The sequence below is a fragment of the Bradyrhizobium sp. sBnM-33 genome (genome assembly GCF_032917945.1).
Classification (GTDB): Bacteria; Pseudomonadota; Alphaproteobacteria; order Rhizobiales; family Xanthobacteraceae; genus Bradyrhizobium.
Genome location: NZ_CP136624.1, coordinates 1581276 through 1605589 on the forward strand (window position 1 = coordinate 1581276; position 24314 = coordinate 1605589).

21 protein-coding genes are annotated in these 24314 nt (G+C 61.6%); 15 read left to right on the plus strand and 6 right to left on the minus strand.

The genetic code is table 11. The features are described from left to right. The gene (locus tag RX328_RS07460) at positions 1–546 is read right to left on the minus strand and encodes a TRAP transporter small permease (protein ID WP_213251390.1); all 546 of its coding nucleotides are present in this window, start codon (positions 544–546) and stop codon (positions 1–3) included. Positions 547–805: 259 nt separating this feature from the next. After that, positions 806–1774 carry a LysR family transcriptional regulator gene (locus RX328_RS07465; RefSeq protein ID WP_213251391.1) on the minus strand — a complete coding sequence of 323 codons (969 nt, stop codon included), beginning with the start codon at positions 1772–1774 and terminating at the stop codon, positions 806–808. A 147-nt stretch (positions 1775–1921) separates the two neighbouring features. Here RX328_RS07465 and RX328_RS07470 point away from each other — a divergent pair, with 147 nt between their 5' ends. The 9 genes from RX328_RS07470 (at position 1922) to RX328_RS07510 (ending at position 12963) form a co-directional block, all read left to right on the plus strand. Beyond that, positions 1922–2959, plus strand: coding sequence for a class 1 fructose-bisphosphatase (locus RX328_RS07470; protein ID WP_213251392.1), 1038 nt, complete (start codon positions 1922–1924; stop codon positions 2957–2959). 12 nt (positions 2960–2971) lie between these two features. Next, positions 2972–3847, plus strand: a complete 876-nt coding sequence (locus tag RX328_RS07475; protein ID WP_213251393.1) for a phosphoribulokinase — start codon at positions 2972–2974, stop codon at positions 3845–3847. Next, positions 3844–5880 carry a transketolase gene (gene tkt, locus RX328_RS07480; protein ID WP_213251394.1) on the plus strand — a complete coding sequence of 679 codons (2037 nt, stop codon included), beginning with the start codon at positions 3844–3846 and terminating at the stop codon, positions 5878–5880. The genes RX328_RS07475 and tkt overlap by 4 nt, the downstream gene beginning before the upstream one ends. 33 nt (positions 5881–5913) lie before the next feature. Beyond that, positions 5914–6999: a class II fructose-bisphosphate aldolase gene (fba, locus tag RX328_RS07485; protein WP_213251395.1), complete on the plus strand. Its 1086-nt coding sequence runs from the start codon at positions 5914–5916 to the stop codon at positions 6997–6999. A 55-nt stretch (positions 7000–7054) separates the two neighbouring features. Further along, positions 7055–8515: a form I ribulose bisphosphate carboxylase large subunit gene (locus RX328_RS07490; protein ID WP_213251396.1), complete on the plus strand. Its 1461-nt coding sequence runs from the start codon at positions 7055–7057 to the stop codon at positions 8513–8515. A 12-nt stretch (positions 8516–8527) separates the two neighbouring features. After that, positions 8528–8947 (plus strand): ribulose bisphosphate carboxylase small subunit, encoded by a 420-nt coding sequence (locus tag RX328_RS07495; RefSeq protein WP_213251397.1) that lies wholly within the window; start codon positions 8528–8530, stop codon positions 8945–8947. Positions 8948–9101: 154 nt separating this feature from the next. Then, a complete protein-coding gene (gene cbbX / locus RX328_RS07500; protein WP_213251398.1) occupies positions 9102–9995 on the plus strand; it encodes a CbbX protein in 894 nt (297 codons plus the stop codon). A gap of 300 nt (positions 9996–10295) precedes the next feature. Then, positions 10296–11744, plus strand: a complete 1449-nt coding sequence (locus tag RX328_RS07505; RefSeq protein ID WP_249726339.1) for a DUF4403 family protein — start codon at positions 10296–10298, stop codon at positions 11742–11744. A 16-nt stretch (positions 11745–11760) separates the two neighbouring features. After that, positions 11761–12963, plus strand: coding sequence for an alpha/beta fold hydrolase (locus tag RX328_RS07510; protein ID WP_249726340.1), 1203 nt, complete (start codon positions 11761–11763; stop codon positions 12961–12963). Positions 12964–13083: 120 nt separating this feature from the next. On the opposite strand, the gene RX328_RS07515 is transcribed toward RX328_RS07510, so the two are convergent. The 3 genes from RX328_RS07515 to RX328_RS07525 are packed head-to-tail and all read right to left on the minus strand — an operon-like array spanning position 13084 to position 15996. Continuing rightward, positions 13084–14082: an SIS domain-containing protein gene (locus tag RX328_RS07515; RefSeq protein ID WP_213251399.1), complete on the minus strand. Its 999-nt coding sequence runs from the start codon at positions 14080–14082 to the stop codon at positions 13084–13086. A gap of 11 nt (positions 14083–14093) precedes the next feature. Beyond that, the gene (locus tag RX328_RS07520) at positions 14094–15038 is read right to left on the minus strand and encodes an N-acetylmuramic acid 6-phosphate etherase (RefSeq protein WP_213251400.1); all 945 of its coding nucleotides are present in this window, start codon (positions 15036–15038) and stop codon (positions 14094–14096) included. A 19-nt stretch (positions 15039–15057) separates the two neighbouring features. Further along, the gene (locus tag RX328_RS07525) at positions 15058–15996 is read right to left on the minus strand and encodes a BadF/BadG/BcrA/BcrD ATPase family protein (protein ID WP_213251401.1); all 939 of its coding nucleotides are present in this window, start codon (positions 15994–15996) and stop codon (positions 15058–15060) included. A 116-nt stretch (positions 15997–16112) separates the two neighbouring features. On the opposite strand from RX328_RS07525, the gene nagA reads away from it, so the two are divergent. Beyond that, positions 16113–17294, plus strand: coding sequence for an N-acetylglucosamine-6-phosphate deacetylase (nagA, locus tag RX328_RS07530; protein WP_213251402.1), 1182 nt, complete (start codon positions 16113–16115; stop codon positions 17292–17294). Then, positions 17295–18497 carry an aspartate kinase gene (locus RX328_RS07535; protein WP_213251403.1) on the plus strand — a complete coding sequence of 401 codons (1203 nt, stop codon included), beginning with the start codon at positions 17295–17297 and terminating at the stop codon, positions 18495–18497. 545 nt (positions 18498–19042) lie between these two features. Here the strand turns inward: RX328_RS07535 and RX328_RS07540 are convergent. Further along, the gene (locus tag RX328_RS07540) at positions 19043–20050 is read right to left on the minus strand and encodes an AraC family transcriptional regulator (protein ID WP_213251404.1); all 1008 of its coding nucleotides are present in this window, start codon (positions 20048–20050) and stop codon (positions 19043–19045) included. Here RX328_RS07540 and RX328_RS07545 point away from each other — a divergent pair. The 4 genes from RX328_RS07545 (at position 20021) to RX328_RS07560 (ending at position 24230) form a co-directional block, all read left to right on the plus strand. Beyond that, positions 20021–20662, plus strand: coding sequence for a helix-turn-helix domain-containing protein (locus RX328_RS07545; protein WP_249726341.1), 642 nt, complete (start codon positions 20021–20023; stop codon positions 20660–20662). The genes RX328_RS07540 and RX328_RS07545 overlap by 30 nt on opposite strands. A gap of 183 nt (positions 20663–20845) precedes the next feature. Continuing rightward, a complete protein-coding gene (locus tag RX328_RS07550) occupies positions 20846–21520 on the plus strand; it encodes a hypothetical protein (RefSeq protein ID WP_409410782.1) in 675 nt (224 codons plus the stop codon). Positions 21521–21637: 117 nt separating this feature from the next. Further along, entirely contained in the window at positions 21638–23068 is a 1431-nt protein-coding gene (locus RX328_RS07555) for a DUF1254 domain-containing protein (RefSeq protein ID WP_213251405.1), read from the plus strand. Between the two features lie 157 nt (positions 23069–23225). Next, positions 23226–24230 (plus strand): transporter, encoded by a 1005-nt coding sequence (locus RX328_RS07560; RefSeq protein WP_249726343.1) that lies wholly within the window; start codon positions 23226–23228, stop codon positions 24228–24230. Positions 24231–24314: the final 84 nt, after the last annotated feature.

Here is a 24314-nt window from a genome sequence, read left to right on the forward strand (position 1 = left end):
TCAGACCCCGCTCTGCATGGCGCGCTCGACGATTTCCTCGGCGCTCGTCGGCTTTGGCAACTCATAGCGCGGCGTGAAGCCGCGCAGGACATGGACCAGTTCATCCATAAAAGCGATGAAAAGAATCACGAGGCCGCCGCTGTAGCCGAGCTGCGGAATCCACAGCGGCACCGCGATGACGCCTTGCGAAATATCGGAAAATTTCCACGACTGCCAGGTCATGATCACGGCATGCCAGGCAAAAAAGCCGATGAAGCCGACACCGACAAGGAGGGCTGCGATCTCGACATAATGGCGGACGTTGTCGTTGAGGCGGTCGATCAACAGGCCGACGCGGATCATCTCGCCGTGCTTGAACGTATGCGCCAGCCCGAGGAAGGCGGTCGCCGCCATGCACCAGGAGATGAAATCGTCGCCCGCTGGAATATTGATGCCAAACGGCCGGCCGCCCGACAGCAGCAGCATCAGGACAAAAATCGCAATGAGGAAAAGTCCGGCAAGATATCCGGAGAAAAGGTAGAGCCGATCGAGAAACACGCGGATCATAATGAGACCTTACCCCTCACACGCATACCACCCGGAAGCAATAGACGTACCAATTCCGGTAGTCGTTCCTTCTGGAAGGGTCTATCGATCCGCTTCCCGCCAAAGCGGACGACCGAAATCAACCTCCTAAGGGATAGGTTTTCGGAGTTGTTCGGGACAGTCAAGGCAGGACGGGGCAAATCCCTGCGACTCTTTCTACGGGACACCATTCCGCGGCCGGACCCTTGGCTCTAGTCCTTTAGGTTGAGAGAAGAGCGCGTCAGCGCCTGGCACGGCCTGACGGCCGGGTGAGCCTTATCCGACGGTGGGTGCGGGGCAGAAACTGCTTGCCCTTGGCGCTGAGGAAATCGAGCATCGCCTGGGCCGGCGGCAGCAAGACCTTGTCCTTGCGCGCAAGCGCGAACCACTGCCGCACGATCGGCAGGCCATCGACGTCCAGCGTGACCAGGCGCCGTTCATCGAGCTCGGTTGCGACCGTGTGCGCCGAGAGGAAGGCGATGCCGAGCCCTGCGATCACCGCCTGCTTGATGGTCTCGTTGCTGCTCATGGCAAGGCCGATCTTGGGGCGGATGCCAGATGTCTCGAACAACTGCTCCATCAGCCCGCGCGTTCCGGATCCCGGCTCGCGCGTCAGGAAGGTTTCGCCGGCAAGCTCGCGCAGCGCGATGCGGGATTTCCGCGCCAGCCGATGCGCGGTCGGCGCGATGATGACGTGGGGATGGTCGCCGATCAGGTGGACGTTCATGTCGATGTCGGCGGGCGGGCGCCCCATGATCGCGAAGTCGAGATCGTAGCCGCGCAGCGCCTCGCCGACCTCCTGGCGGTTGCCGATCGAGAGCGTGATTTCGACGTTCGGATAGAGCTTCGAGAATCCGGAGATCATGAACGGTACGAAATATTTTGCGGTCGAGACCGCGCCGATCGAGATGCGGCCCGCGGTCTTTCCCGCCATCATCTCCAACCTGGTCTCGCAGTCGGTGATCGCCGCCTCGATCCGCTCGGCCAGCGCCAATACCTCGCGCCCGGCATCCGTCAGCAGCATGCCGTCGCCGGTGCGCTGGATCAGCGGCAATCCGGCGACCGCCTGCAGGTTGCGCAACTGCAGCGTTACCGCGGGCTGAGTCAGGTATAGCTGCTTCGACGCCGCGGTAACCGACCGGTGCTTCTGCACGGCGGCCAGCGCGCGCAATTGGCGGATGGTCAATTCCCGCAACAGTCGGCCGGCCATGATAGACCCCATTATAATAAAAACTTTGCTCAGGCCAAAGATAACAAAATTTCCCTAATTCGGCAAACTGCGCTTGCTTAAGAGCGCGGGTCGCCAAACGCGGCGAACGCTGCGACAGCGCCGCGAGAGCGCACCGGGGAGACGGCCATGGACGAACGCGTGACGCTGCGTTCACATCTCGACCAATCGATTGCGCAGATCCCCCATGGCGCGGCGATCGGTGCGGTGATCGAGGCCATTGCCGCTGCTGCAATCGAACTCGCCGCGCTAATTGCGGATGGGCCGCTCGCTGATATCACCGGGCAGGATGGTGGCATCAATTCCGACGGCGACCGGCAGAAAGACATCGATATCGTCGCCGACGAAATGATGCGGCGTGCGCTGCGCGATGCGCCGGTGGCGGCGGTGCTTTCCGAGGAAGCGGCGGTGCCGGAAACCTTGCGGCCCGAGGCGCGCCTGTGTGTTGCGATCGATCCACTCGACGGATCGGCCAATCTCGAAAACAACATCTCGATAGGCACCATCTTTTCGATCCGCCCGAGAGGCAATGACATCCTTTCGACCTTCTTTGAGCCCGGCACGGCGCAGTGCGCGGCAGGCTTTTTCGTCTACGGTCCACAGACCACGCTCGTTCTCGCGCTCAACGCGCGCGTCGACATCTTCATTCTCGACAGGCGCGCGCGGGAATTTCTGCTGATCCGGCAGGCCGTGCAGGTCGCACGCGATACGCCGGAGTTCGCCATCAACGCGTCCAATCGCCGGCACTGGCATGGTCCCGTTCGCGCCTACATCGATGAATGTCTCGCGGGTACCAGCGGTGGTGGTGAGGCGGATTTCAACATGCGCTGGATCGGTTCGCTGGTTGCGGAATCGCTTCGCATCCTGGCGCGTGGCGGCGTGTTTCTTTATCCGGCCGATGCCCGCCCCAGCTATCGCGAAGGGAGGATTCGCCTGCTGTACGAGGCCCATCCCATGGCGCTGGTAATGGAATGGGCGGGCGGCGCGGCGTCGACCGGACGGCGGCGAATTCTGGAACTGGGCGCGAAAACCCCGCACCAGCGGGTGCCGCTGATCATGGGTTCTGTGCGTGGCGTGCGCGATATCGCCGCCATTCACGAAAGGATCGAGCCGATGTTCGACAATAGCGATGCGCCGCTGTTCGCGCGGCGCGGCCTGTTCCGCTGACGGGGCATCATAATGTCACGGGCTCATCCCATCATATCGATCACGGGTTCGTCGGGCGCCGGCACGACGTCGGTGAAGAAGACGTTCGAGCAGATCTTCCGCCGCGAAAAGGTGGTTGCGGCCTACATCGAGGGCGACGCCTTCCATCGTTACAATCGTTTCGAGATGCGCGCCAAAATGCAGGAGGAGGCCGAGCGCGGCAACAAGCATTTCAGCCATTTCAGTCCGGAAACCAATCTGTTCGAGGAACTCGAAAGAGTGTTTCGCGATTACGGTGAATCCGGCACCGGAATGACACGTCATTACGTCCACGACGACGAAGAGGCGAAGCTGTACGGCGCCAAACCAGGTACATTCACCGAATGGGATCAATTGCCGGCAGGATCCGACCTGCTGTTTTACGAAGGGTTGCACGGCGCTGTCGTGACCGACAAGGTCAATGTGGCGCAGCATGCCGATCTCAAGATCGGCGTCGTGCCGGTGATCAATCTGGAATGGATCCAGAAGCTGCATCGCGATCGTCGCGACCGTGGCTATACCGCTGAGGCGGTGACCGACACCATCCTACGGCGAATGCCTGATTACGTGAACTACATCTGTCCGCAGTTCGCCGAGACCGACATCAATTTCCAGCGCGTGCCGACCGTCGATACGTCGAACCCGTTCATCGCGCGGTGGATTCCGACGCCGGATGAATCGATGGTGGTGATCCGTCTCAAGAATCCGCGCGGCATCGATTTTCCTTATCTGCTGTCGATGATTCCGCACAGCTTCATGTCGCGCGCCAATTCGATCGTGATCCACGGAGCAAAGCTCGATTTGGCGATGCAGCTCATCCTCACCCCACTGATTCTGCAACTGATGGAACGCAAGAGGCGCACGATATGAACGCTCTCGCTCTATCCCGCATGGCCAGCCGTCCGGATCTGTCACACGCAGAGATGGCCAACGCGATCCGCTTCCTGGCGATCGACGCCGTTGAGAAGGCCAAGTCCGGTCATCCCGGCATGCCGATGGGCATGGCTGACGTCGCGACCGTCCTGTTTTCGCGCTTTCTCAAATTCGATCCCTCGGACCCGGCGTGGCCGGATCGCGACCGCTTCGTGTTGTCGGCCGGCCATGGCTCGATGCTGCTGTATGCGCTTCTGCACCTGACGGGGTACGAGGGCGTGACGTCGGACGAGCTCAGGGCCTTTCGGCAATGGGGTTCGAAGACGCCGGGACATCCCGAGTATGGCCACACCCCCGGCGTCGAGACGACTACCGGACCGCTAGGGCAGGGCATTGCCACGGCCGTCGGCATGGCGCTGGCCGAGCGGCTGATGAACGCCCGCTTCGGCGACGATTGCGTCGATCATTTCACCTATGTGATCGCGGGCGACGGCTGCCTGATGGAGGGGATCAGCCACGAGGCTATCTCGCTGGCCGGGCATCTCAGGCTCAATCGTCTGATCGTGCTGTTCGACGACAACGAAATCTCGATCGACGGCGCCACGTCACTGTCATGTTCGGATGATCAGCTCGCACGGTTCAAGGCCGCAGGCTGGTCGGCCAGTCGAATCGACGGCCACGATCCCGAAGCGATCGCGGCCGCGATCGAGCGGGCGCGCAACAGCGACCGGCCGTCGCTGATTGCCTGCCGCACGATCATTGGCTTTGGTGCGCCGAACCGTCAGGGAACCGAGAAAGTCCATGGCGCGCCGCTGGGTGGCGAAGAAGCCGCCAAAACCCGCGCTGCGCTGAACTGGCCGCACGCGTCGTTCGAGATTCCGGAAGCCGTCCTCGCGCAGTGGCGTCAGGCAGGCCGCCGCGGGCATGCCGCCCGCCGCTGCTGGATCGAACGGACCCGGCGTCTGAGTTCGGATTCCCGCTCGCCATTTCACGACGCGCTGAATCGCAACCTGCCGTGCAGCTATGCGCAAGCCATGACAAAGCTGCGCGATGACTTCGCGTCCGAGCGGCCGAATATTGCCACCCGGCAGGCGTCGCAGCGCGTGATTGATGCAATCGCCGAAGCGCTGCCCAATCTGCTCGGTGGCTCGGCGGATCTCACGCATTCCAACCTGACGCGGGCCAAAACCCAGCGCCCGGTACAGCCCGGCTCGTTTTCAGGCAGCTATATTCATTATGGCGTCCGCGAGCACGCCATGGCGGCGGCGATGAACGGCATCGCTCTGCATGGCGGATTCATCCCCTACGGCGGTACGTTTCTCAGCTTCGCCGATTACAGCCGTCCGGCGATCCGGCTGGCGGCGCTGATGAGCGTTCGTGTCATCCATGTGATGACGCACGACTCCATTGGGCTGGGCGAGGATGGTCCCACCCATCAGCCGGTCGAACATCTGGCATCGCTTCGCGCGATCCCCAATCTGCTGGTTTTCCGACCGGCCGATGCCATCGAGACCGCCGAGGCCTGGGACTGCGCGCTACGGGCGCAGGCCAGTCCGTCAGTGCTGTGTCTGTCGCGGCAAGCGCTGCCCGCCTTCCGCGAAGGCGGCGATGATAATCTGGTCGCGCGCGGCGCCTATGTCGTCGTTGAGCCGCAGGGCGGACGCGATGTCACGCTGATCGCGACCGGATCGGAAGTCGCGATCGCCATCGAAGCTGCGAAAACGCTCGCAAGGGATAATGTCCACGCGGCCGTCGTCTCGGCCCCGTGCTTCGAGCTGTTCCGCCAGCAGTCGCGCGAGTACAGGGCGGAGGTTCTTGGAGACGCCCCGCGGGTCGGGGTCGAAGCCGCGATCGAGGGCGACTGGGCGCGCTGGCTCGGCGATGGCGGCGAATTCGTCGGTATGACCGGCTTTGGCGCATCTGCGCCGGCGGAAACGCTCTATCGCGAATTCGGCATCACCGCGAACGCCGTCGCAGTAGCGGCGATGCGCAGCATCGCGCAGTCAAGGATGGCGGCAACTTGGGCATGACGGTCACAAGAGAGCAATGACACGGAGGCTGCGATGGCGCTGATAACGCTGAGGCAATTGCTGGATCATGCCGCCGAGCGTGGCTATGGCGTGCCGGCATTCAACATCAACAACATGGAGCAGGGCCTTGCCATCATGGAGGCGGCGGCTGCTGTCGATGCGCCCGTCATCATCCAGGCCTCGCGTGGCGCGCGCTCCTACGCCAACGACATCATGCTGGCGAAGATGATCGATGCGCTGAAAGAGATGTATCCGCATATCCCGCTTTGCCTGCACCAGGACCACGGCAACGAGGAATCAACTTGTGCCACCGCGCTGCAGCACGGCTTCACGTCGGTGATGATGGACGGCTCGCTGATGGCCGATGCCAAAACTCCGGCGAGCTACCAATACAATGTCGGCATCACCCGCCGTGTCGTCGACATGGCGCATTGGATTGGCGCCTCGGTCGAGGGTGAACTGGGCGTGCTCGGCTCGCTGGAGCATGGCAGCGGCGAACAGGAAGACGGCCATGGCGTCGAAGGCGAGGTCAGTCACGACCAGTTGCTGACCGACCCAGACCAGGCGGTCGATTTCGTTCGCGCTACCAAGGTCGATGCGCTGGCGATCGCGATGGGGACCTCGCACGGCGCCTACAAATTCTCGCGCAAGCCGGACGGTGACATTCTCGCCATGAGGGTGGTTGAGGAAATCCATCGCCGGCTGCCCAACACGCATCTGGTGATGCACGGCTCGTCCTCGGTGCCGCAGCCGCTGCAGGACGCATTCAACCAGTTCGGCGGCGAGATGCCGCAGACCTGGGGCGTGCCGGTCGAGGAAATCGTCCGCGGCATCAAGCACGGCGTCCGAAAGGTCAATATCGATACCGATTGCCGGCTGGCGATGACCGCGGCGTTCCGCAAGGTCGCAACGCAGAGCAGGAGCGAGTTCGACCCGCGCAAATTTCTGAAACCGGCGATGGATGGCTTGCGCGATCTTTGCCGCGAGCGCTTCGAACAGTTCGGCACGGCGGGCCATGCGTCGCAGATCAAGGTCATCCCATTGGCCGAGATGGCAAGACGCTACCGCTCGGGCGCACTCGATCCACGAATCGGAGGAATAGCCGATGCCGCCGAATGAGCTGACGACGCCTTCATTCCCGACCACTCGCCGCACACCACCCAAGGAGAGCGATATGAACATGCACTCGATGACTGTCCGCGGCAAGGATCGCTATAAATCCGGCGTCCTCGAATACAAGAAGATGGGTTACTGGGAGCCCGACTACCAGCCCAAGGACACCGACATCATCGCGCTGTTCCGCGTCACGCCACAGGAAGGCGTTGATCCGATCGAGGCGTCAGCGGCGGTCGCCGGCGAATCCTCGACCGCGACCTGGACCGTGGTGTGGACCGACCGGCTGACGGCGGCGGAGAAATACCGCGCCAAATGTTTTCGCGTCGATCCCGTGCCGAATTCGCCGGGCCAGTATTTTGCCTACATCGCCTACGACCTCGACCTGTTCGAGCCCGGATCGATCGCCAATCTGTCGGCCTCGATCATCGGCAACGTGTTCGGTTTTAAGCCGCTGAAGGCGTTGCGGCTCGAGGACATGCGGCTGCCGGTGGCCTACGTGAAGACGTTCCAGGGGCCTGCGACGGGCATCGTGGTCGAGCGCGAGCGCATGGACAAGTTTGGCCGGCCGCTGCTCGGAGCCACGGTTAAGCCGAAGCTCGGCCTATCCGGGCGCAACTACGGGCGCGTGGTGTATGAGGCGCTGAAGGGCGGCCTCGACTTCACCAAGGACGACGAGAACATCAACTCGCAGCCGTTCATGCATTGGCGCGAGCGGTTTCTGTATTGCATGGAGGCCGTCAACAAGGCGCAGGCGGCGACCGGCGAGATCAAGGGCACCTATCTCAACGTCACCGCCGGAACCATGGAAGATATGTACGAGCGCGCCGAGTTCGCCAAGGAGCTCGGATCGGTCATCATCATGATCGATCTGGTGATCGGCTACACCGCGATCCAGTCGATGGCGAAATGGGCGCGCCGCAACGACATGATCCTGCATCTGCACCGTGCCGGGCACTCCACTTACACGCGGCAGCGCAACCACGGGGTCTCGTTCCGGGTGATCGCGAAATGGATGCGGCTCGCGGGTGTCGATCACATCCATGCCGGCACCGTGGTCGGCAAGCTCGAAGGCGATCCGGCGACCACGCGCGGCTATTACGATATCTGCCGCGAGGACTACAATCCGATGCGGCTGGAGCACGGCGTGTTCTTCGACCAGCATTGGGCGAGCCTCAACAAGCTGATGCCGGTCGCGTCCGGCGGCATTCACGCCGGACAGATGCATCAACTGCTCGATCATCTCGGCGAAGACGTGATCCTGCAGTTTGGCGGCGGCACGATCGGCCATCCCATGGGCATTCAGGCCGGCGCGACCGCCAACCGCGTCGCGCTGGAAGCAATGATTCTCGCGCGCAATGAAGGCCGCGACTATCTGCACGAGGGCCCCGAAATTCTGGCCAAGGCGGCCGAGACCTGCACGCCGCTGAAATCGGCGCTGGAGGTCTGGAAGGATGTCACCTTCAACTACGAATCGACCGACATGCCCGACTACGTGCCCACGCCCTCTGTCGCGATGTAAGGAGCGGAAATCATGCGCATTACCCAAGGCTGCTTCTCGTTTCTGCCCGATCTCACCGACGAGCAGATTTCCCGGCAGGTCCAGTATTGCCTGGAGAATGGCTGGGCGGTGAACATCGAATTCACCGACGATCCGCATCCCCGCAACAATCTGTGGGAGATGTGGGGATTGCCGATGTTCGATCTCCGCGACGCCGCCGGCGTGATGATGGAGCTGAACCAATGCCGCAAGGTGTATGGTAACAGCTACATCCGCCTGTCGGCATTCGATTCCAGTCACGGCTGGGAATCGGTGCGGCTGTCCTTCATCGTTAACCGACCGAAGGAGGAACCCGGCTTCCGCCTCGAGCGGCATGAAGTTGCCGGCCGCAACATCCGCTATACGACCAGATCATACGCCGCCGACCGTCCGGAGGGCCGGCGTTACGGTTAGTTCATCGGTTCGGTCCGACAGACGAGTTCTCCCTGATCGTGCCTTTCGTCTGCTGGATACACTGCTTCGTCGCTGCAGAAGCGGCGACGGAGTTTTTTCCAGACTGCGCGTGCATCGCGTCGAGGTTTGCCAAATGGACTTGGATACCGCCGACATGACAGACACGGTCAACCTCCGCGAGGAGCTTGAAGCCGTCGGCATCGAAGAAATCCTCACGCAGCTCGACCGCGAGCTGATCGGGCTGATGCCCGTCAAAACCCGTATTCGCGAAATCGCGTCGCTCTTGCTGATCGAACGTATCCGCAAGCGCCTCAATCTGACGTCCGAGGTGCCGACATTACACATGTCGTTCACCGGCAATCCCGGCACCGGCAAGACCACGGTGGCTCTGCGGATCGCGAGCGTCCTCCACAGGCTCGGTTTCGTGCGTCGTGGCCAGGTGGTGTCGGTTACCCGCGATGAGCTGGTTGGACAATATATCGGCCACACCGCGCCCAAGACCAAGGAGGTGCTGAAGAAGGCGATGGGTGGCGTGCTTTTCATCGACGAAGCCTATTATCTCCACCGGCCGGACAACGAACGCGACTACGGTCAGGAAGCGATCGAGATCCTGCTGCAGGTGATGGAATCCCAGCGCGAGGATCTGGTCGTGATTCTTGCCGGTTACGGCGATCGGATGGATAAATTCTTCGCCAGCAATCCCGGCTTCCGCTCCCGCATCGCCCATCACATCGATTTTCCGGACTATTCGGAGCCCGAATTGCTTGCCATCGCCGAGCTGATGCTGCGCGACATGAACTACAAATTCAGCGCCGACGCGCGTGAAGCGTTCACGCGCTATATCGCGCTGCGCAAGACCCAGCCGCTGTTCTCCAACGCGCGCTCGATTCGAAATGCGCTCGACCGCATGCGCCTGCGCCAAGCCAATCGTCTCGTCGCAAATCTCGATCGTGTGCTGACGGCTGACGACATCATGTCCCTGGAGGCGTCGGACGTGCTCGCCAGCCGCGTCTTTTTGAAAGACAAGTCGACGGCTGGTTCGGCGTGAAGCGCGATCGCGCGTTCAATTTGCGGGAAAAGGGGTGTGATGGGATCAACAACGCGCCTCGCCGGAGCGGCGCGGAACGTATCGTTGCGGTGCGACGTTGCGGCGCGGTGATCCGGCGTGGCTTGCCGAGCCGTAGGTCGCGTGCCGCATAGCCCCGCCTTCGCCAATAGGGCTCCGGCCGAGCCGGATCGCGAAACAACTTCCGCCATTCGTTCCACTAACGTATAGTGCTGTGGTTGCTCGCGAGCGACACTGAGTTCCGACTGTGGTTCTAGTTTTTCCCGAAACTGGAGCACTAAAATGACTCATCCATCACGCATGTATCAGCCGCAGTACGATTCGATCGCGAATGGATCACGCATGGGCATTGCCCGTCTGGCGGCGTTCGCTCTTGGGGCGCTCCCGTCGATCGCGTTCGGCGCCGAAAAGCCGGCGCTGAGCCCGGACGCAGCAACGCCACTCGTAACGACTTCGCGAATCTCTGCGACAGTGGAGTTCGGGTTGCCGGCTCTCGCTGCGGCGATCGAGCGGGATATTCCAAAGCGGCTTGCCACCATCGACGAGCGCGTCAACTGCGTTCATCGTCGTGTTCTCATTTTCCGCATCAACGCCAATTGCGATGTCTGGGGTTTCGTCGACCGGACCACCCCGGTCTCTCTGTATGGCCGGGGCGACCGCATCTTCGGGGCCGTCTCCATATATGGCGCGGCCGAAGGCCAGGGAGCCAATCGTTTCACGGCGCGCATTCGCGGCGACACCGAGGCGCGCGCCACGATCGAGGTTGAAGCGCGCCCGGCGCTGCGGAGGGATGGGTCGCTACAGCTGAACATCAGCGACTCCTTTCATTGGAGCGAACATCCCTACCTTCACGTGCTCGGCCGCGAGTTTGACCTTGCGCCCTATGTCGAGCCCAACATCCGGACGCAGCTGGGCCGCATCCGGTCACGGGCGCTGGCGGCGGCGCGCGCACTCGACCTACACGGCAAGGCCGAGGCGGCGTGGCGTCACGCGTTTGAACCGGTCAAACTCGCGGAGGATCCGCCGGTTTGGCTGCAGCTGACCCCGCAGAGCGCGGCTTTCGCGGGCGTCCGCGCCGATGCCAAGGTATTGTGGGGATCGCTTGAACTTACCGGCTCCGCTGAAACCGTGATCGGCCAGCAGCCCCCAGCTGTTACAGTGACTGCCCTGCCGCCGCTCGGCACCGAGGTGGCCGAGCCTGGCACCTTCAACATCATTCTTCCCGTCCGCATCAACTACGAGACGCTCAAGGACAAGATCAGCCAGGCGATCGCAGCCGTGCCGGCACAGGACACGTCCGTGCGCGAGGTTCAGGTTTATCCGTCATCGGGCAAACTCGTGATAGGCCTGCGCATCGCAAAGAGCTCGGATACCGATTCCAGCGCGGGCCAATGGACCTATCTTTCCACCACACCAAACGTCGATACTAACGCCAAGACCTTCAGTCTCGGCGAAATCGACCTCACAACTTCATCAGACGACAGCCAGATTCGATCTGCCGTGGAACAGCTCGCGGCACAATTGAAGAATGTCGCCAATGTCGACTACGGCATCTCCTACCAGAACCTGCTCATGGCGGCGAACGAGCGCCTGACGCGCCCGCTGAAGGATGGCTTTCGCATGGAGGGCCACCTCGACTCGGCAAGGCTCGAAAAGGTGCAGTTGCTACGCGAAGGCATCCTGATTGCCCTTCATGCTAGCGGCGGTCTGAAGATACTTTACGGGCTGTAAGCACGTGAGCTGGACCATGCGATACTTCACCACCAATTTCTTCGGCCGCTGGCGGCGCAAATGGATGCCGAATGCGCTCGTTGCCGCGGCTGTCTTTGGCCTGGCGGGAATAGCGTCGGCCCAGACGGCATTTTATGATGCGCCGGAATCGTTGCTCGCCGGCGCTCCGGGCAGCTTGGTGCGGCAGGAGCCGATGGACGGGGCTCCGCTCGGCGCCTCCACCTATCGCGTGCTATATCGGTCGACGGGGCTGAAGGGCCGGCCGATCTTTGTGTCCGGCGTCGTCATTGTTCCCCAAGGCGCGCCCCCGCCCGGCGGTCGTCCGATCGTTGCCTGGGCGCATCCTACCTCGGGCATCGTCCCGCGCTGCGCGCCGTCGCTCGCCATTTTTCTGTTTCAGCAGATCCAGGGTCTTCGTTCGATGATCTCCCGTGGCTTCGTCGTGGCGGCGACCGATTATCCGGGACTCGGCACGCCGGGCCCGCATCCTTATCTGGTGGGTGAGAGCGAAGGTCGCGCCGTGATCGATATCGTGCGCGCGGCCCGTTCCATTCCCCGCGCGGGCGAGGGCAAGGACTTCATAGTGTGGGGACATTCGCAAGGCGGGCAAGCCGCGCTCTTCGCTGGGATGATGGCAAACACCTACGCCCCTGAGCTGCGGCTTGTCGGCGTCGCTGCTGCGGCGCCGGCAACCGACCTCGCAAAGCTGATGAGCGACGATATCAATTCGATCGGCGGCAAGAACATCACGGCGATGACGCTATGGTCGTGGCACCGCGTCTACGGAGCGGTCATCGACAACGTCATCGATCCGCGCGCCATGCCCGCGATCGACAGGCTGGCGCAAGAATGCATCGAAGGGCCTTTCGACCTGATCGTCAGGCAGAGAACAGGGAGGCCGCTCGAGCAATATTTTTTGACAGTGCAAGATCCGACCAAGGTGGAACCGTGGCGCTCGCTTCTCGAACAGAACAGCACCGGCGTGCTCTCTCCCGAGATCCCCATCTTTCTAGCGCAGGGGACCAATGACCAGATCATCCAGCCTGCGATTACCCAGGCCTACATGGACAAGCTGTGCAAGGCTGGCAGCAAGGTCAGGATGGTCATCCTGCCCGGTATCGGGCACGGACGCGCCGCGCAAGCGAGCACGATGGCGGCGGTGAACTGGATGACTGACCGCTTTGCCGGGAAAATACCTCCGGACGATTGCGTCAGATAGAGCTCGTCCAGAGAGCTGCGAAGGAAACGCCGATCTGCTCGATGGGCATAACAGCTTCGATTTCACCTGTAGCGTGCGGCGGTGCCGAGCTTTCGGTCGCCACCAGCGATCAGTCAGCTGTCAAAACGTCTCGGTAATCTTGCTCAGGCGAGGGGGACGATCCGGGTCAAATCCGCAGGCGCGCGCCGTCTGCTCGATCATCCGATAGGCCGGAACGAGCATGGTGATCGGGTCGGTGGCGGGGTCATCTTCGGCCAACCAGGGCAGCGAGCCATGCGGTCCGCCGCACAGATGCAGCGCGATCTTTTGCTCGCGCAATTCTTCTGCCAGCGCGTCCACCGTGGCCGCCGTTTCATCCATGAGGCGCATCATGAGAACCGGCGTGCGCGATGATAACGCGGCGCGCGGCCCATGCTGCAGCTCGGCGGCGCTCAAACCAATGGAAGGCAGGCGCAGGATTTCCGAAAGCTTGAGCGCGATCTCCCGCGCCGAGCCCAGGCCCAGGCCCCGCGCGGCGACAAACACGGCTGACGCTTTGGTGAGATCATCGGCAATCTCGGACCAGTCGAGCGCCAGCGCGCGGTGCAGGCGCTCGGGCAACCTGTCGAGGGCTGACCGCAGCGCACGATCTTCCGCCAGCTCGGCAACAAGTTCGGCGCTAGCGGCCATCGAGCCAATTACGGTCTTGGTCGCCGCGACCGAGTGCTCTTGGCCGGCTTCGATCGGAACGACGAACTCCGCTTCGTCAGCCACCGGCGACGACGTCTCATTGACGATGGCGATGGTGCGGGCGCCCGCGGCGCGCGCCGACCTAGTCGCCGCGACAAGATCCGGGCTGCGCCCGGATTGCGAGATTACGATGAACAGCGCATCGCGCAGCATCAAGGGCGTACGAAATGCCGTGATCACCGAAGGAGCGCTGGCCGAAACGGGAAGGCGAAGCCGCGTCTCGACCAGGTATCTTAAGAAAACCCCGGCATGCCCAGAGCTTCCCCGGCCGCACACCACGCACAGGGGGGCGGAGCCAATCCCGATTCGCTGTGCGATGTCGCGCCCAGCGGGGCGGTTACGCAGAATTTTGGCGACAACATCCGCGCTTTCCCCGATTTCGCTCGCCATTGCGGATTTCGTCACGGCTCAACCGCTCCGCCTTGCTTGCGCGGTGCCGCTTCCTTGGGATGCCGGTCACGATCCTTGGCTAGCTCGGCAAACACGCGCCGGAGGTTGCCGTCACAATTTTTCAGAATGGTCTCGGCATCAACCCTGTCGACACCCAATGCCAGAAGGCCTGCCGTCTTGATGTCGCCCTCGGCCTGCTCAAGCGAGCGTGCCGCGTGCGACGGATCACAATGCGCGATTTGCGCCACCATGGCCTCGGCGCGCCGCTTCAGCTTGGCATTGGTCGGTTGCATGTTCACCATCATGCCGCGATAGACCCGGCCGAGGCGCAACATGATCCCTGAGGAGATCAGGTTGAGCACGACCTTCTGCGCGGTACCCGCTTTCATCCGCGTTGAGCCGGCGATCAACTCGTGACCGGTCTCTATCAAGATCGGAAACTTTGCCGATTCCAGCAGTGCAGTGCCGGGATTGTTGGCGACACCGATCGTCACGGCACCGAAAGAGCCTGCCTGCTGCAGCGCCGCGACCGTGAACGGCGTTGTCCCGCTGGCGGCAACGGCGATCACCACGTCGTGCGCTGTGAGCCGAGCGGCATCGATCTGCGTGACCGCGTCGTCGACATCATCCTCCGCGCCCTCGATGCTGGTAACGAACGCGCTTTCTCCGCCGGCGACGATGAAGCGGACGCGCTCGCTGGGCCAGGCGAAGGTCGGCATCAGCTCGGCGCCGTCCTGGACCGCCACGCGGCCCGAGGTGCCGGCGCCGACATACACAATGCGTCCGCGATCGCCGAGCGCCGCCTTGGCCGCCTCAGTCGCCGCTGTGATCGCGGGAAGAGCGTGGCCGATCGCCGCGACTGCCGCAAGCTGGCCCTCCCACATCGCTTCCATCGCTGACGTCAGCGGCCATGCATCGAGATCGGCAAAGCGGGGATCGACTTCTTCGGTGGCCATATAGTTGATCCATGCCCCATCAAACGCGGAACTTTGAAGCCTGTTCATGGTCAGCTTCTCTCTTGGGCAGTTCTTTCTTGGGCACGTCAAGCCGCCTTCGCGCAATTAGTAATGCGCCGGCCGCCGCGTCGGCGTCGGGACACCTCAGGCGGGCGCGCAGGTCAGGTGTCAGCCAGGGCGTAATGGCATCGGCGAGCCCGCCCACCAGCGAGAGCCGGTCAATTCCTCTCGCCAGGAACAGATCGAGCAGATCGCCAATGGCGTCGGCCGCGCGTTCCACAATGCGACGGCCGACCGGATCGCCCTGATTGGCGTGCCGTATCACGATCGGCGCGAACGCAGCGTAGTCTGTGGCCCTGGCTTCTTCAGACCAGGCCACCGCCTGATAAGGATCATGATCGAATGCGCCCAGCACTTCTGAAAGCAACGGGGTCAGCTCGCTGCGGCGATCGGCGGCCCGCAACGCCAATCGAACAACCTGCAGGCCGATGTCGGCACCGCTGCCTTCGTCCGACACGGGAAAGCCGTAACCGGCGAGACGGATCTCGCGGCCCTCGATCAGGCCAACACCCACCGAGCCTGTGCCGGCTACCACGATGGCCCCGTCCGCGCCGCTATGGGCGCCGAGACAGGCCGCCAGGCCGTCGCTGATGAAGATGACGGACGCAAAGGGATGCGCGATCTTGTTGAGTGCCGCTTCCGCGCCCCGGCGACCAAGACCGGCGAGGCCAATTCCGGCGTGCATCTGCGCGAAATCCTCGCGCGTCAGTCCGGCCTGTGCGGCTGCAGCTTCAGTGGCCTCCATGATGGACCGCCAAGCCTTCTCGAAGCCAATCCGGGTCGTGGCAGGTCCAGAACTCGCTGCACCGAGTACCCTGCCGCTTTCGTCCTCGATCCGGGCGCGGCAGCGGGTTCCACCGCCATCAATGCCGAGATACGTGGTACCTTTTGTTCCCATGGAAAGTTAACGCGAAGGTTTCGCTCCGGGTCCTCTCAAGAGACCCTTGGTGTACATATGAAGCCTTGTACGAGACTCGCCTCACGAGTCTGTGACTGCCACTCGGATCAATACTGATGGGCCACGCTGGTTCTTCCTCCCTCACGATTGCCGCGCAGCGCATCTTTGATGGTGCCGAGATGCGCGGGCCCGGGTCGGTCGAGATCTCGGAGGGGCGGATTGAACGCATCACCTTCGGCGAGGTGGAGGCGCGCGCCTCCATCCACCTTCCCGCAGACGCGATCCTCGCACCCGGATTCATCGACATCCAGGTGAACGGAGGCGGGGGCGTTCTTCTCAACGACCAGCCAACGGAGGCTGGCGTGCGACGCATCGTTGAGGCGCACCGCAAGGGGGGGACCGCGGGCTGCTTGCCGACCCTCATCACCGATCGCAGCGAGGTCATCGAGCGATTGGCTGCAGTCGCCCAGGCCTGTCTGAAGATTCCCGGCGTTCTCGGCTTTCATCTGGAAGGACCGGCCCTCAACAGGTCTCGCAAGGGCATTCACCCGGAAGCCGAGATACGCGTGCCCGATCGGCGGGATCTCGCCGCGATCAAAAGTTTTGGAGGCCGCGGCCGCTCCATTGTGACCTTGGCCCCGGAATGCGTGCCCGCGTCCATGATCGATGAATTGATCGGCGCCGGATTGCGTATCGCGGCCGGCCACAGCGACGCCACCGCAGCCGAAGTCGGGCAGGCGGTCGATCGCGGTGTCTCGGGGGTCACCCACCTGTTCAATGCCATGTCGCAGTTGAACGCCCGGGAGCCGGGCTTGGTGGGTGCCGCGCTTGGGGATGACCGGCTGTTTGCAGGGATCATCTGCGACGGCATCCACGTTGACCGCGCCGGTTTGCGTGTTGCCTTCCGCTGCAAGGAACGCGACCGATTGATGCTGATCACCGATGCCATGCCACTGACGGGCACGAACGACCGGCAATTCATGCTGCATGGAAGGCAGATCACGTTGAACGAAAATCGCCTGACTGGCCCCGATGGCACACTCGCGGGCGCCCACCTCACCATGATCGAGGCGGTGCGCAACGCTGTTGCGCTGCTCGGCATCTCCCTTGTCGATGCCCTCATCATGGCCTCCCGGACACCCGCGGCATTTCTGGGCCTTGAGTCCGAGCTTGGACGGATCGCGCCCGGATACCGCGCGGACCTTGTCGTGTTCAATCCGAACTTTGAAGTCGTCGGCACATGGATAGGCGGTGTCGGTTCGAAGGGCGAGGCGAGCGAGGCTTCTCACCGAGGTTAGATGCGCAACCATCCCATCATCGTACAAAAATATGGCGGTGTCTGTCTTGAAACACCGGCGAAAATTCGTGCGGTCGCGCGCAGTCTCGCCGACCTGCATGGCCGTGGTCATCGTGTCGTGGCGATCGTCTCCGCCATGGGCAATACCACTGACCAATTGATCCAGATGGCTTATCAGGTAAGTCCTGCTCCCAATCGGCGTGAATTCGACATGCTGCTAACCACCGGTGAGCGCATCAGCATGTCCCTGATGAGCATGGCGCTTTCCGATCTCGGCGTGCCCGCGATCAGCTTCACCGGCAGCCAAGCCGGCGTGATGACCGACGACTCCCATTCCTCCGCACGCATTCTGGATGTACGCCCCATTCGCGTGCATGAGGAACTTGATCGTGGGCGCGTTGTGGTGCTGGCAGGATTCCAGGGCGTTAACGCGGCGACCCGGGAAATCACCACGCTCGGCCGGGGCGGCAGCGACACCACGGCCGTTGCGATGGCCGCGGCGCTGAAGGCCGAACGCTGTGAGATCATCAAAGAGGTCGACGGAATTTGTTCGGCCGATCCGCGCATCGTGCCGGATGCAAAGCCCCTGCGGCGCGTGGACTTCGCATCCCTGTCCGACATGTGCTTCTGGGGTGCAAAGATCCTGCATTTTCGCAGCGTGGAGCTGGCGCAAAGTCAGAATGTGCGTCTGGTTCTGAAGCAGTGGGGTAGCGTTGAACGCAGTACGGAAGTGACGAAAGAGGTTGCAGGCATGGAAAACGGAAAGGTTCTGGCCGTCAACTCGATGGCTCGCATTGAGCACGTGGAGATCGATTCCAAAGATCTCAATCACGGTTTCGAGAAATTTGCGGAGCATCTCAAGCAAAACAGCCTGTCCTGGCCGCAGCTCCTCGCCTCGAGCTTCGCCGTGGAAAAAACCAGCATGACCGTGGCCTGTGATTCAGAGTGGCTCGACGCCCTGTTGCGCACGCTGGAGCAAAGCAAGGATCTGCGCAGGCAGCGCGAGGCTTCAAGTTCGGTTACTCTCACCTGCTTCGGCGGCGTTTCGTCGGAATTACCGTTCAAGGCGTTGCAGGCTCTCGGACAGCACGGGATTGTCCCCGATAAGTACGTGTTGTCGCCGCATTCGGTCAGTCTGTTTATCCCTGTGGAGAGCCGGGAGGCTGCGGTTAAGGCGCTGCATTCGCTTGTCCAGAAAACATAGCTTCGAGAAGCGGACAAACAGGCCTTATGTCTTTGCGCTCTGCAGCATTGTGCTTCAGCGGCAGCCAGCAGCAGTTCTCCGGATTTCTGCTGCGACGATCCGGCGTGGCTTGCCGAGCCGTAGCTCGCGTGTCGTACAGCCCGCCTTAGCCCTCGGGCTCCGGCGCGGCAGCCTTCTCGCTTCGCGAGCGAAGGCTGGTGGGCCCGGCAGGACTCGAAGCTGCAACCAGACCGTTACGAGCGGCGGGCTATCGATCCGCCTCGTTGATTTTGATGTGTTTTCGTTTGGTTTCGATCGCGTTCGTTGCGCTTTATTGAAGTCCTTTCTGGGGGCGAAACTGGTGCCGTCCGTAGCGGTGGTCGATGAACCGCTCCCCGATAGACAGACAATGACAATATTCGAAGGGATGTCTGCCATCAGGTGAAGAGCGGAAATGCTTTCTGCTGTCGACCCACAGCCGAGTCTGTCGATTGGTGGTGGTTTGCGTCGAGCCAGAATCACAGTCTCGATGCATTGAGTTGTTTGCTGAGTCGGGAAGGTGAGGCTCAACTTCCCCCGCTTCTCCGGACGTCTCGAAATTCTCGCGGGGTAAGTCCGGAGATTCGACGAAAGGCGCGAGTGAAGTGGGCGGGGTCAGCATAGCCCGATGAGAACGCCACGTCGATGATTTTGTTCTCGGTATCACTCAGGAGCCTTATCGCATTGTTGAAACGGACCTGCTCCAGCAGTCTCGAATATGTCAGCCCAGCCAACGAAAGCTTTCTCTGCAGACTTCGAACGCTCACTCCAACCATCTCGGCCGCCTGGGCCAGCGCAGGGCCTCCTTCGTCCAGATACGATGGCAGGGTCAATTTGAGAACGCTGACGACGTCATTGCCGAAAGGCTGCCGCTCGGTCTCGGGCAAATTCGACGGAACGACATCCATTGGATTGGGATGGCTCAAGAACTGCAGCGGCACTTCGATCCATGAGGCCCTCTGGCATGATATGAAGCGGGTATTCGGCCAAAGCGATTGAACCTCAATGCCCGGTGTATAGTTTGCTTCAAACGCGATGACTTTCGGTGTCCAGTTTGCGCCCGCGAATTGACGGACAATGTGCATGACAAAAATGTTCTGAAGCCATTGGGACATCTCAAGATGGGAGATGCCTTTCGTTCCAACGAGCCTGCTGCAAATTCTTACGCTCTCGTCGTGCGGCTCCAGCCATAGACGGAGATTTGTATCTTCGACGGGAGCCCACTTGCACATGTGCTGGAAAGCGACCAGCAAGGTAGGCGAATGGCGAATTCGGGCCCGCATGTCCTCACTCAAATGGTCGAATGAGAGTTTCTGGGCTGCTCGAAAGGCGATCTCCGACAAGCCTTGCTTTTCCTGCGCCGCCGTCGCGAACCGAACGGCCGGCAGCAGCGGCACGTAGTGATCCGCCTTTTCTTCCAGGGACGTAGGTAGCTGAAACTTGGCGAGAAGTGCCGCGGTGGGTCCACCTATCTCCGAATGGATCTCGGCAAATGGCATGAGAAATTGACAACGGGTCAACGGAATGACGGTCATTGCTACCTGCCCAAGAAGTCGCGCGATCCCAGTCTAGCAGGCCGCCAACCCTCTTGCTCTATTTCACAGTCACGCAATGCCCGGGATGGGCGGAATGCGCTCGACCAATTTCATTTAGCGAAAATTCTGGCGGCTGATGGCCAGATTGGCGGCCGTGTTGCCGGTAACCTCGAACCATCACTTTTTCTCTTGAGGGAGCATGGGCTTCACGCCTCACACAAACCGATGAGAGCCGTCCGTTTGCCTTCATCCCGGATAGTCCGCGCGGCCATTGTCGCGTCACTGCGGCACGGTGACGCAACTCTCGATAGCACGGCCCATGCGCTCAAAATCAGCGGGCGCACGCTGCAGCGTCATCTCGGGCGCATGGGCACAAGCCACAGCGAAATGCTCGCAGAGGTTCGCTTGAAGATCGCGTGTCACCTGCTCGCCGATTCAAGCAAGCGCTTGTCGGATATAGCCAAATTCCTCGGCTATACCAACGCAAGCAGCTTCAGCCGCTCTTTCGCGCGTTTGATGAAAATTCAACCCGTTGTTTACCGGCGGCAGCAACGTGCCCGTAAACATGATGTGGCGCGCCCCCGCGGGCGGTCTCACGCGATTGGCCGCTGAACTATTACGGACGATTGGCGCGAAATGGCAAGACGCGCGATCTGAATTGGCGCGAAATGTTTAGCGAGATTGCCGGGCTCCTGAAGGAGCCACCTATTGCAAGGCGAGATAATGCTTGGGGCGTTTTCTGGAAAGCCATGCGAGCCGCCCGAAAAGAAAAACAACCCGCTTTCAAGGGAGATAATAACCATGACATTTCGCGCTGCTCTGATCGCATTTTGCGCCGGCGGACTGCTGGTCTTTCCCCAAGACCTTTCTGCTCAATCTACATCCGAACCCAAACCGCACGTGCCGCTTGAGAAATCCATCGGCCAGGCAAAGCCGGAAGTCGTACCCTCTCTCTTCGTCCTCAATTCGCGCGGTGCAAGCTTGAAGGACGGCAAGCTGGTGCTGACCGGAATTTCGCCGAATGCGATCGTATTTGCCGATCGTCCCGTCCGAGCGGCGGGCCACGATCTCACGGCCCGAATCGTCGAGGATTGGGGCAGTGGTAGCGACAATTTCGCGAAAGACCCTCCAAACGCGACCGTTTCGGGGTTCAAAAAGGACGGATCCTCGGTGCTCGACGCCGTCGTCGTACTGAAATCGCCCAGGCTTGAAGGCGACAAGCTGACTTTCGACGTCGATATTCTCGAGGGCGATCTTGCGGGAGCTGATGGGCCGGCATCGGTATTTATCGACATCATCGGCCGCCCGTTCACGCCTCTGTCATTTGCCGGCGTCGCCCGCCGAACGGCTTGGCGGGGGGCCTTCTACCGAGGCGCCGCCGTTGCGGGAGCCGCCGCCGTGGCCGGATCTGCGGCCTATCCGTATTACGCGTCTCGGTGCGGATACTATCCTTATCCGCCTTGCTATTGAGCTGCGCCGACTGGCGGCATCGTAGCCGCCGCTCCGCCCAATTCACCGCCTCGTCCCACATGGCATGAGCTTCACATCTACCCGTCGTTTGTATTCGTTTTCAGGAAGGAGATAGCGATGAACATCACCCGTCGATCCCTTGCATTTGGTGGAATGGGGCTGCTGGCAGGAGCGGCCGCAACACGATCGGTCCTTGCCCAGGATTCCTTCCTCGGGGTGGGGCAAGGTCTGGAGGATTTCTGGCTCGCCAGCGACGCCTACATATTCGGCTATCCTTTGGTGACGATGGAGATGACCCGCCGGATCATCACCAACGTCGCCGAACCCGTGGGCACGCGCGGCCCGATGGGCCAGATCATCAAGCTGCGCCAGTATCCCGACGCCTCGTTCAGGGATGTCACCGCGCCGAACGCGGACACGCTCTACACGACTTCTTTCTTCGATGTCGGGAAAGAACCGTGGGTCCTGAGCATCCCCGACATGAAGGGGCGCTATTTCCTGATGCCCATGCTGGACGGCTGGACGACGGTGTTCCAGGTGCCCGGCAAGCGCACCACCGGCACCGGGGCGCAGACTTACGCCATCACCGGTCCCGGGTGGAAAGGCACGCTGCCGGCCGGCGTGAGGGAGTACAAATCGCAAACCAATATCGTGTGGCTGCTCGGCCGCATCTATTGCACCGGCACGCCGGAGGACTACGCCGGCGTCCACAAGCTGCAGGACGAGTGCACGCTCGTTCCGCTCAGCGCCTACGGCAAGCCGTACACGCCGCCTCCGGGAAAGGTTGATCCGTCGATCGACATGAAGACGGCCGTCCGCGAGCAGGTCAATCGCATGGACGCGGTGTCGTATTTCAAGCTGCTGTGCGACCTGATGAAGACCAATCCGCCATACGCCGCCGACGCGCCTCAGCTTGCCAAATTTGCCCGCATCGGCATCGTTCCCGGACAGGATTTTGACGAGAGCAAGCTGGAGGCGGACTTCCTGAAGCGCGTGCCGGAGGTTTCGTTCGACCGGATTATGCTTCAGTTCAAGGTCAACAAGGCCGTCAGGGACGAGAACGGCTTTGCCTTCACGACGAGAACCGGCATCTACGGCACCGACTATCTGATGCGGGCTTTGGTGACCGCGATCGGTCTCGGCGCCAATCGTCCACAGGACGCGGTGTATCCGGTTTCACAAAAAGATGCGGATGGCCACAAGTACAATGGCGCGAACAAGTATGTGATGCGGTTTGCCAAGGGCCACCTGCCTCCGGCGGAGGGATTTTGGTCGCTCACGATGTACGACAGCGGCTACTTCTTTGTGAAGAATCCGATCAACCGCTACTCGATCAGCGCCCGGGAAGATCTGAAGGAAAATCCGGACGGCTCAACCGATCTCTACATTCAGAAGGACTCCCCCGGCAAGGACAAGGAATCGAACTGGCTTCCCGCGCCTGAGGGCGATTTCATACTCATGCTGCGCATGTATTGGCCGCAGGAAACAGATCCGTCGATCATCAACGGCACATGGACAGTTCCCGCCGCCAGGAAGGTTGGCGCTTGAGAAGCTGGACTCATGCCGGCCCCTGTGGGCCGGCATGAGATCGATTGCGGGCAGAACGAGCTTTGCGCGATCCAGAATGCAGGGGGATGTGATGCTGCCAGGCAGAAGAAAATCCAGAATCCGTTTCCAATTCAGAAACCCGGCCATCGCCTTCGCGATGGCGATGATGTCGGTCTCGCCTGCGGCGGTCTACGCCGACGAAGGCGGCGTCTCATATTGGCTTCCCGGCCGCTTCAGCAGCCTTGCAGCGACGCCTCAGGTCCCCGGCTGGTCGATGGCGGCGGTTTATTATCACACCAGCGTAAGCGCCTTCGGCAGCGCAGCAGCGGCCAGGGAAATCCATGTCGGCAGAATCCCCGCCACCGTGAACGTCGATCTGAACCTGCGCCTGAATGCGCAGGCGGATCTCGTGATGCTCAATCCTACCTATACGTTTGCAACGCCGGTGCTGGGCGGACAACTAGCCATCGGCGTAATTGGACTGTTCGGAAAGTCGAGCGCCGATCTTGCCGGAACGCTGACCGCTTCCGTCGGCCCGCTGGCGATAACGCGCACGGGCAGCTTCGGCGATTCGATCACCTCGGTCGGCGACCTCTATCCGCAGGCAACGCTCAAGTGGAACGCCGGCCTCCACAATTTCATGACTTACGTGACGGGAGACATTCCCGTCGGGGCTTACAGTCCGACCCGCCTCGCCAATCTCGGCATCGGTCACGCTGCCATCGACACCGGCGGCGGCTACACCTACTTCAATCCGCAAACCGGCCATGAATTTTCGGCCGTCGCGGGACTCACCTACAATTTCAAGAATCCGGACACGCAGTACCAGAACGGCATCGACTTCCACGTGGATTGGGGTGCCTCTCAGTTTCTATCAAAGCAGGCTTTCATCGGCCTTGTGGGTTATGCCTATCAGCAGATCACCGATGACTTTGGCCAGCACCCGGCTCTGGGCGGCTTCCGCTCCCGGGTGCTCGGCATCGGTCCGCAGGTCGGCTTCCTGTTTCCTGTAGGAGACATGCAGGGCTATCTGAACCTGAAAGGATACGGTGAGTTCGCCGCAGAGAATCGCCCGGCCGGCTGGAACACGTGGCTAACCTTTTCGATTTCGCCGATGGCGCCCACCACCGTGGCGGCAACTCGGCGAATAACTACGAAATAGCCACGCGGCCACTGCAGCGACGCCGCCAATCTTGCCAGATACGCCATCGGTCAATCAGCTCTCTCACGTACTTCCCAGGCGGCC

Excerpts from the sequence above, each read along its gene's own strand:
- RX328_RS07460 (WP_213251390.1), bottom strand. The coding sequence starts at position 546 with ATGATCCGCGTGTTTCTCGATCGGCTCTACCTTTTCTCCGGATATCTT.
- RX328_RS07465 (WP_213251391.1), bottom strand. The coding sequence starts at position 1,774 with ATGGCCGGCCGACTGTTGCGGGAATTGACCATCCGCCAATTGCGCGCG.
- RX328_RS07470 (WP_213251392.1), top strand. The coding sequence starts at position 1,922 with ATGGACGAACGCGTGACGCTGCGTTCACATCTCGACCAATCGATTGCG.
- RX328_RS07475 (WP_213251393.1), top strand. The coding sequence starts at position 2,972 with ATGTCACGGGCTCATCCCATCATATCGATCACGGGTTCGTCGGGCGCC.
- tkt (WP_213251394.1), top strand. The coding sequence starts at position 3,844 with ATGAACGCTCTCGCTCTATCCCGCATGGCCAGCCGTCCGGATCTGTCA.
- fba (WP_213251395.1), top strand. The coding sequence starts at position 5,914 with ATGGCGCTGATAACGCTGAGGCAATTGCTGGATCATGCCGCCGAGCGT.
- RX328_RS07490 (WP_213251396.1), top strand. The coding sequence starts at position 7,055 with ATGAACATGCACTCGATGACTGTCCGCGGCAAGGATCGCTATAAATCC.
- RX328_RS07495 (WP_213251397.1), top strand. The coding sequence starts at position 8,528 with ATGCGCATTACCCAAGGCTGCTTCTCGTTTCTGCCCGATCTCACCGAC.
- cbbX (WP_213251398.1), top strand. The coding sequence starts at position 9,102 with ATGACAGACACGGTCAACCTCCGCGAGGAGCTTGAAGCCGTCGGCATC.
- RX328_RS07505 (WP_249726339.1), top strand. The coding sequence starts at position 10,296 with ATGACTCATCCATCACGCATGTATCAGCCGCAGTACGATTCGATCGCG.
- RX328_RS07510 (WP_249726340.1), top strand. The coding sequence starts at position 11,761 with ATGCGATACTTCACCACCAATTTCTTCGGCCGCTGGCGGCGCAAATGG.
- RX328_RS07515 (WP_213251399.1), bottom strand. The coding sequence starts at position 14,082 with ATGGCGAGCGAAATCGGGGAAAGCGCGGATGTTGTCGCCAAAATTCTG.
- RX328_RS07520 (WP_213251400.1), bottom strand. The coding sequence starts at position 15,038 with ATGGCCACCGAAGAAGTCGATCCCCGCTTTGCCGATCTCGATGCATGG.
- RX328_RS07525 (WP_213251401.1), bottom strand. The coding sequence starts at position 15,996 with ATGGGAACAAAAGGTACCACGTATCTCGGCATTGATGGCGGTGGAACC.
- nagA (WP_213251402.1), top strand. The coding sequence starts at position 16,113 with ATGGGCCACGCTGGTTCTTCCTCCCTCACGATTGCCGCGCAGCGCATC.
- RX328_RS07535 (WP_213251403.1), top strand. The coding sequence starts at position 17,295 with ATGCGCAACCATCCCATCATCGTACAAAAATATGGCGGTGTCTGTCTT.
- RX328_RS07540 (WP_213251404.1), bottom strand. The coding sequence starts at position 20,050 with ATGACCGTCATTCCGTTGACCCGTTGTCAATTTCTCATGCCATTTGCC.
- RX328_RS07555 (WP_213251405.1), top strand. The coding sequence starts at position 21,638 with ATGAACATCACCCGTCGATCCCTTGCATTTGGTGGAATGGGGCTGCTG.
- RX328_RS07560 (WP_249726343.1), top strand. The coding sequence starts at position 23,226 with ATGGCGATGATGTCGGTCTCGCCTGCGGCGGTCTACGCCGACGAAGGC.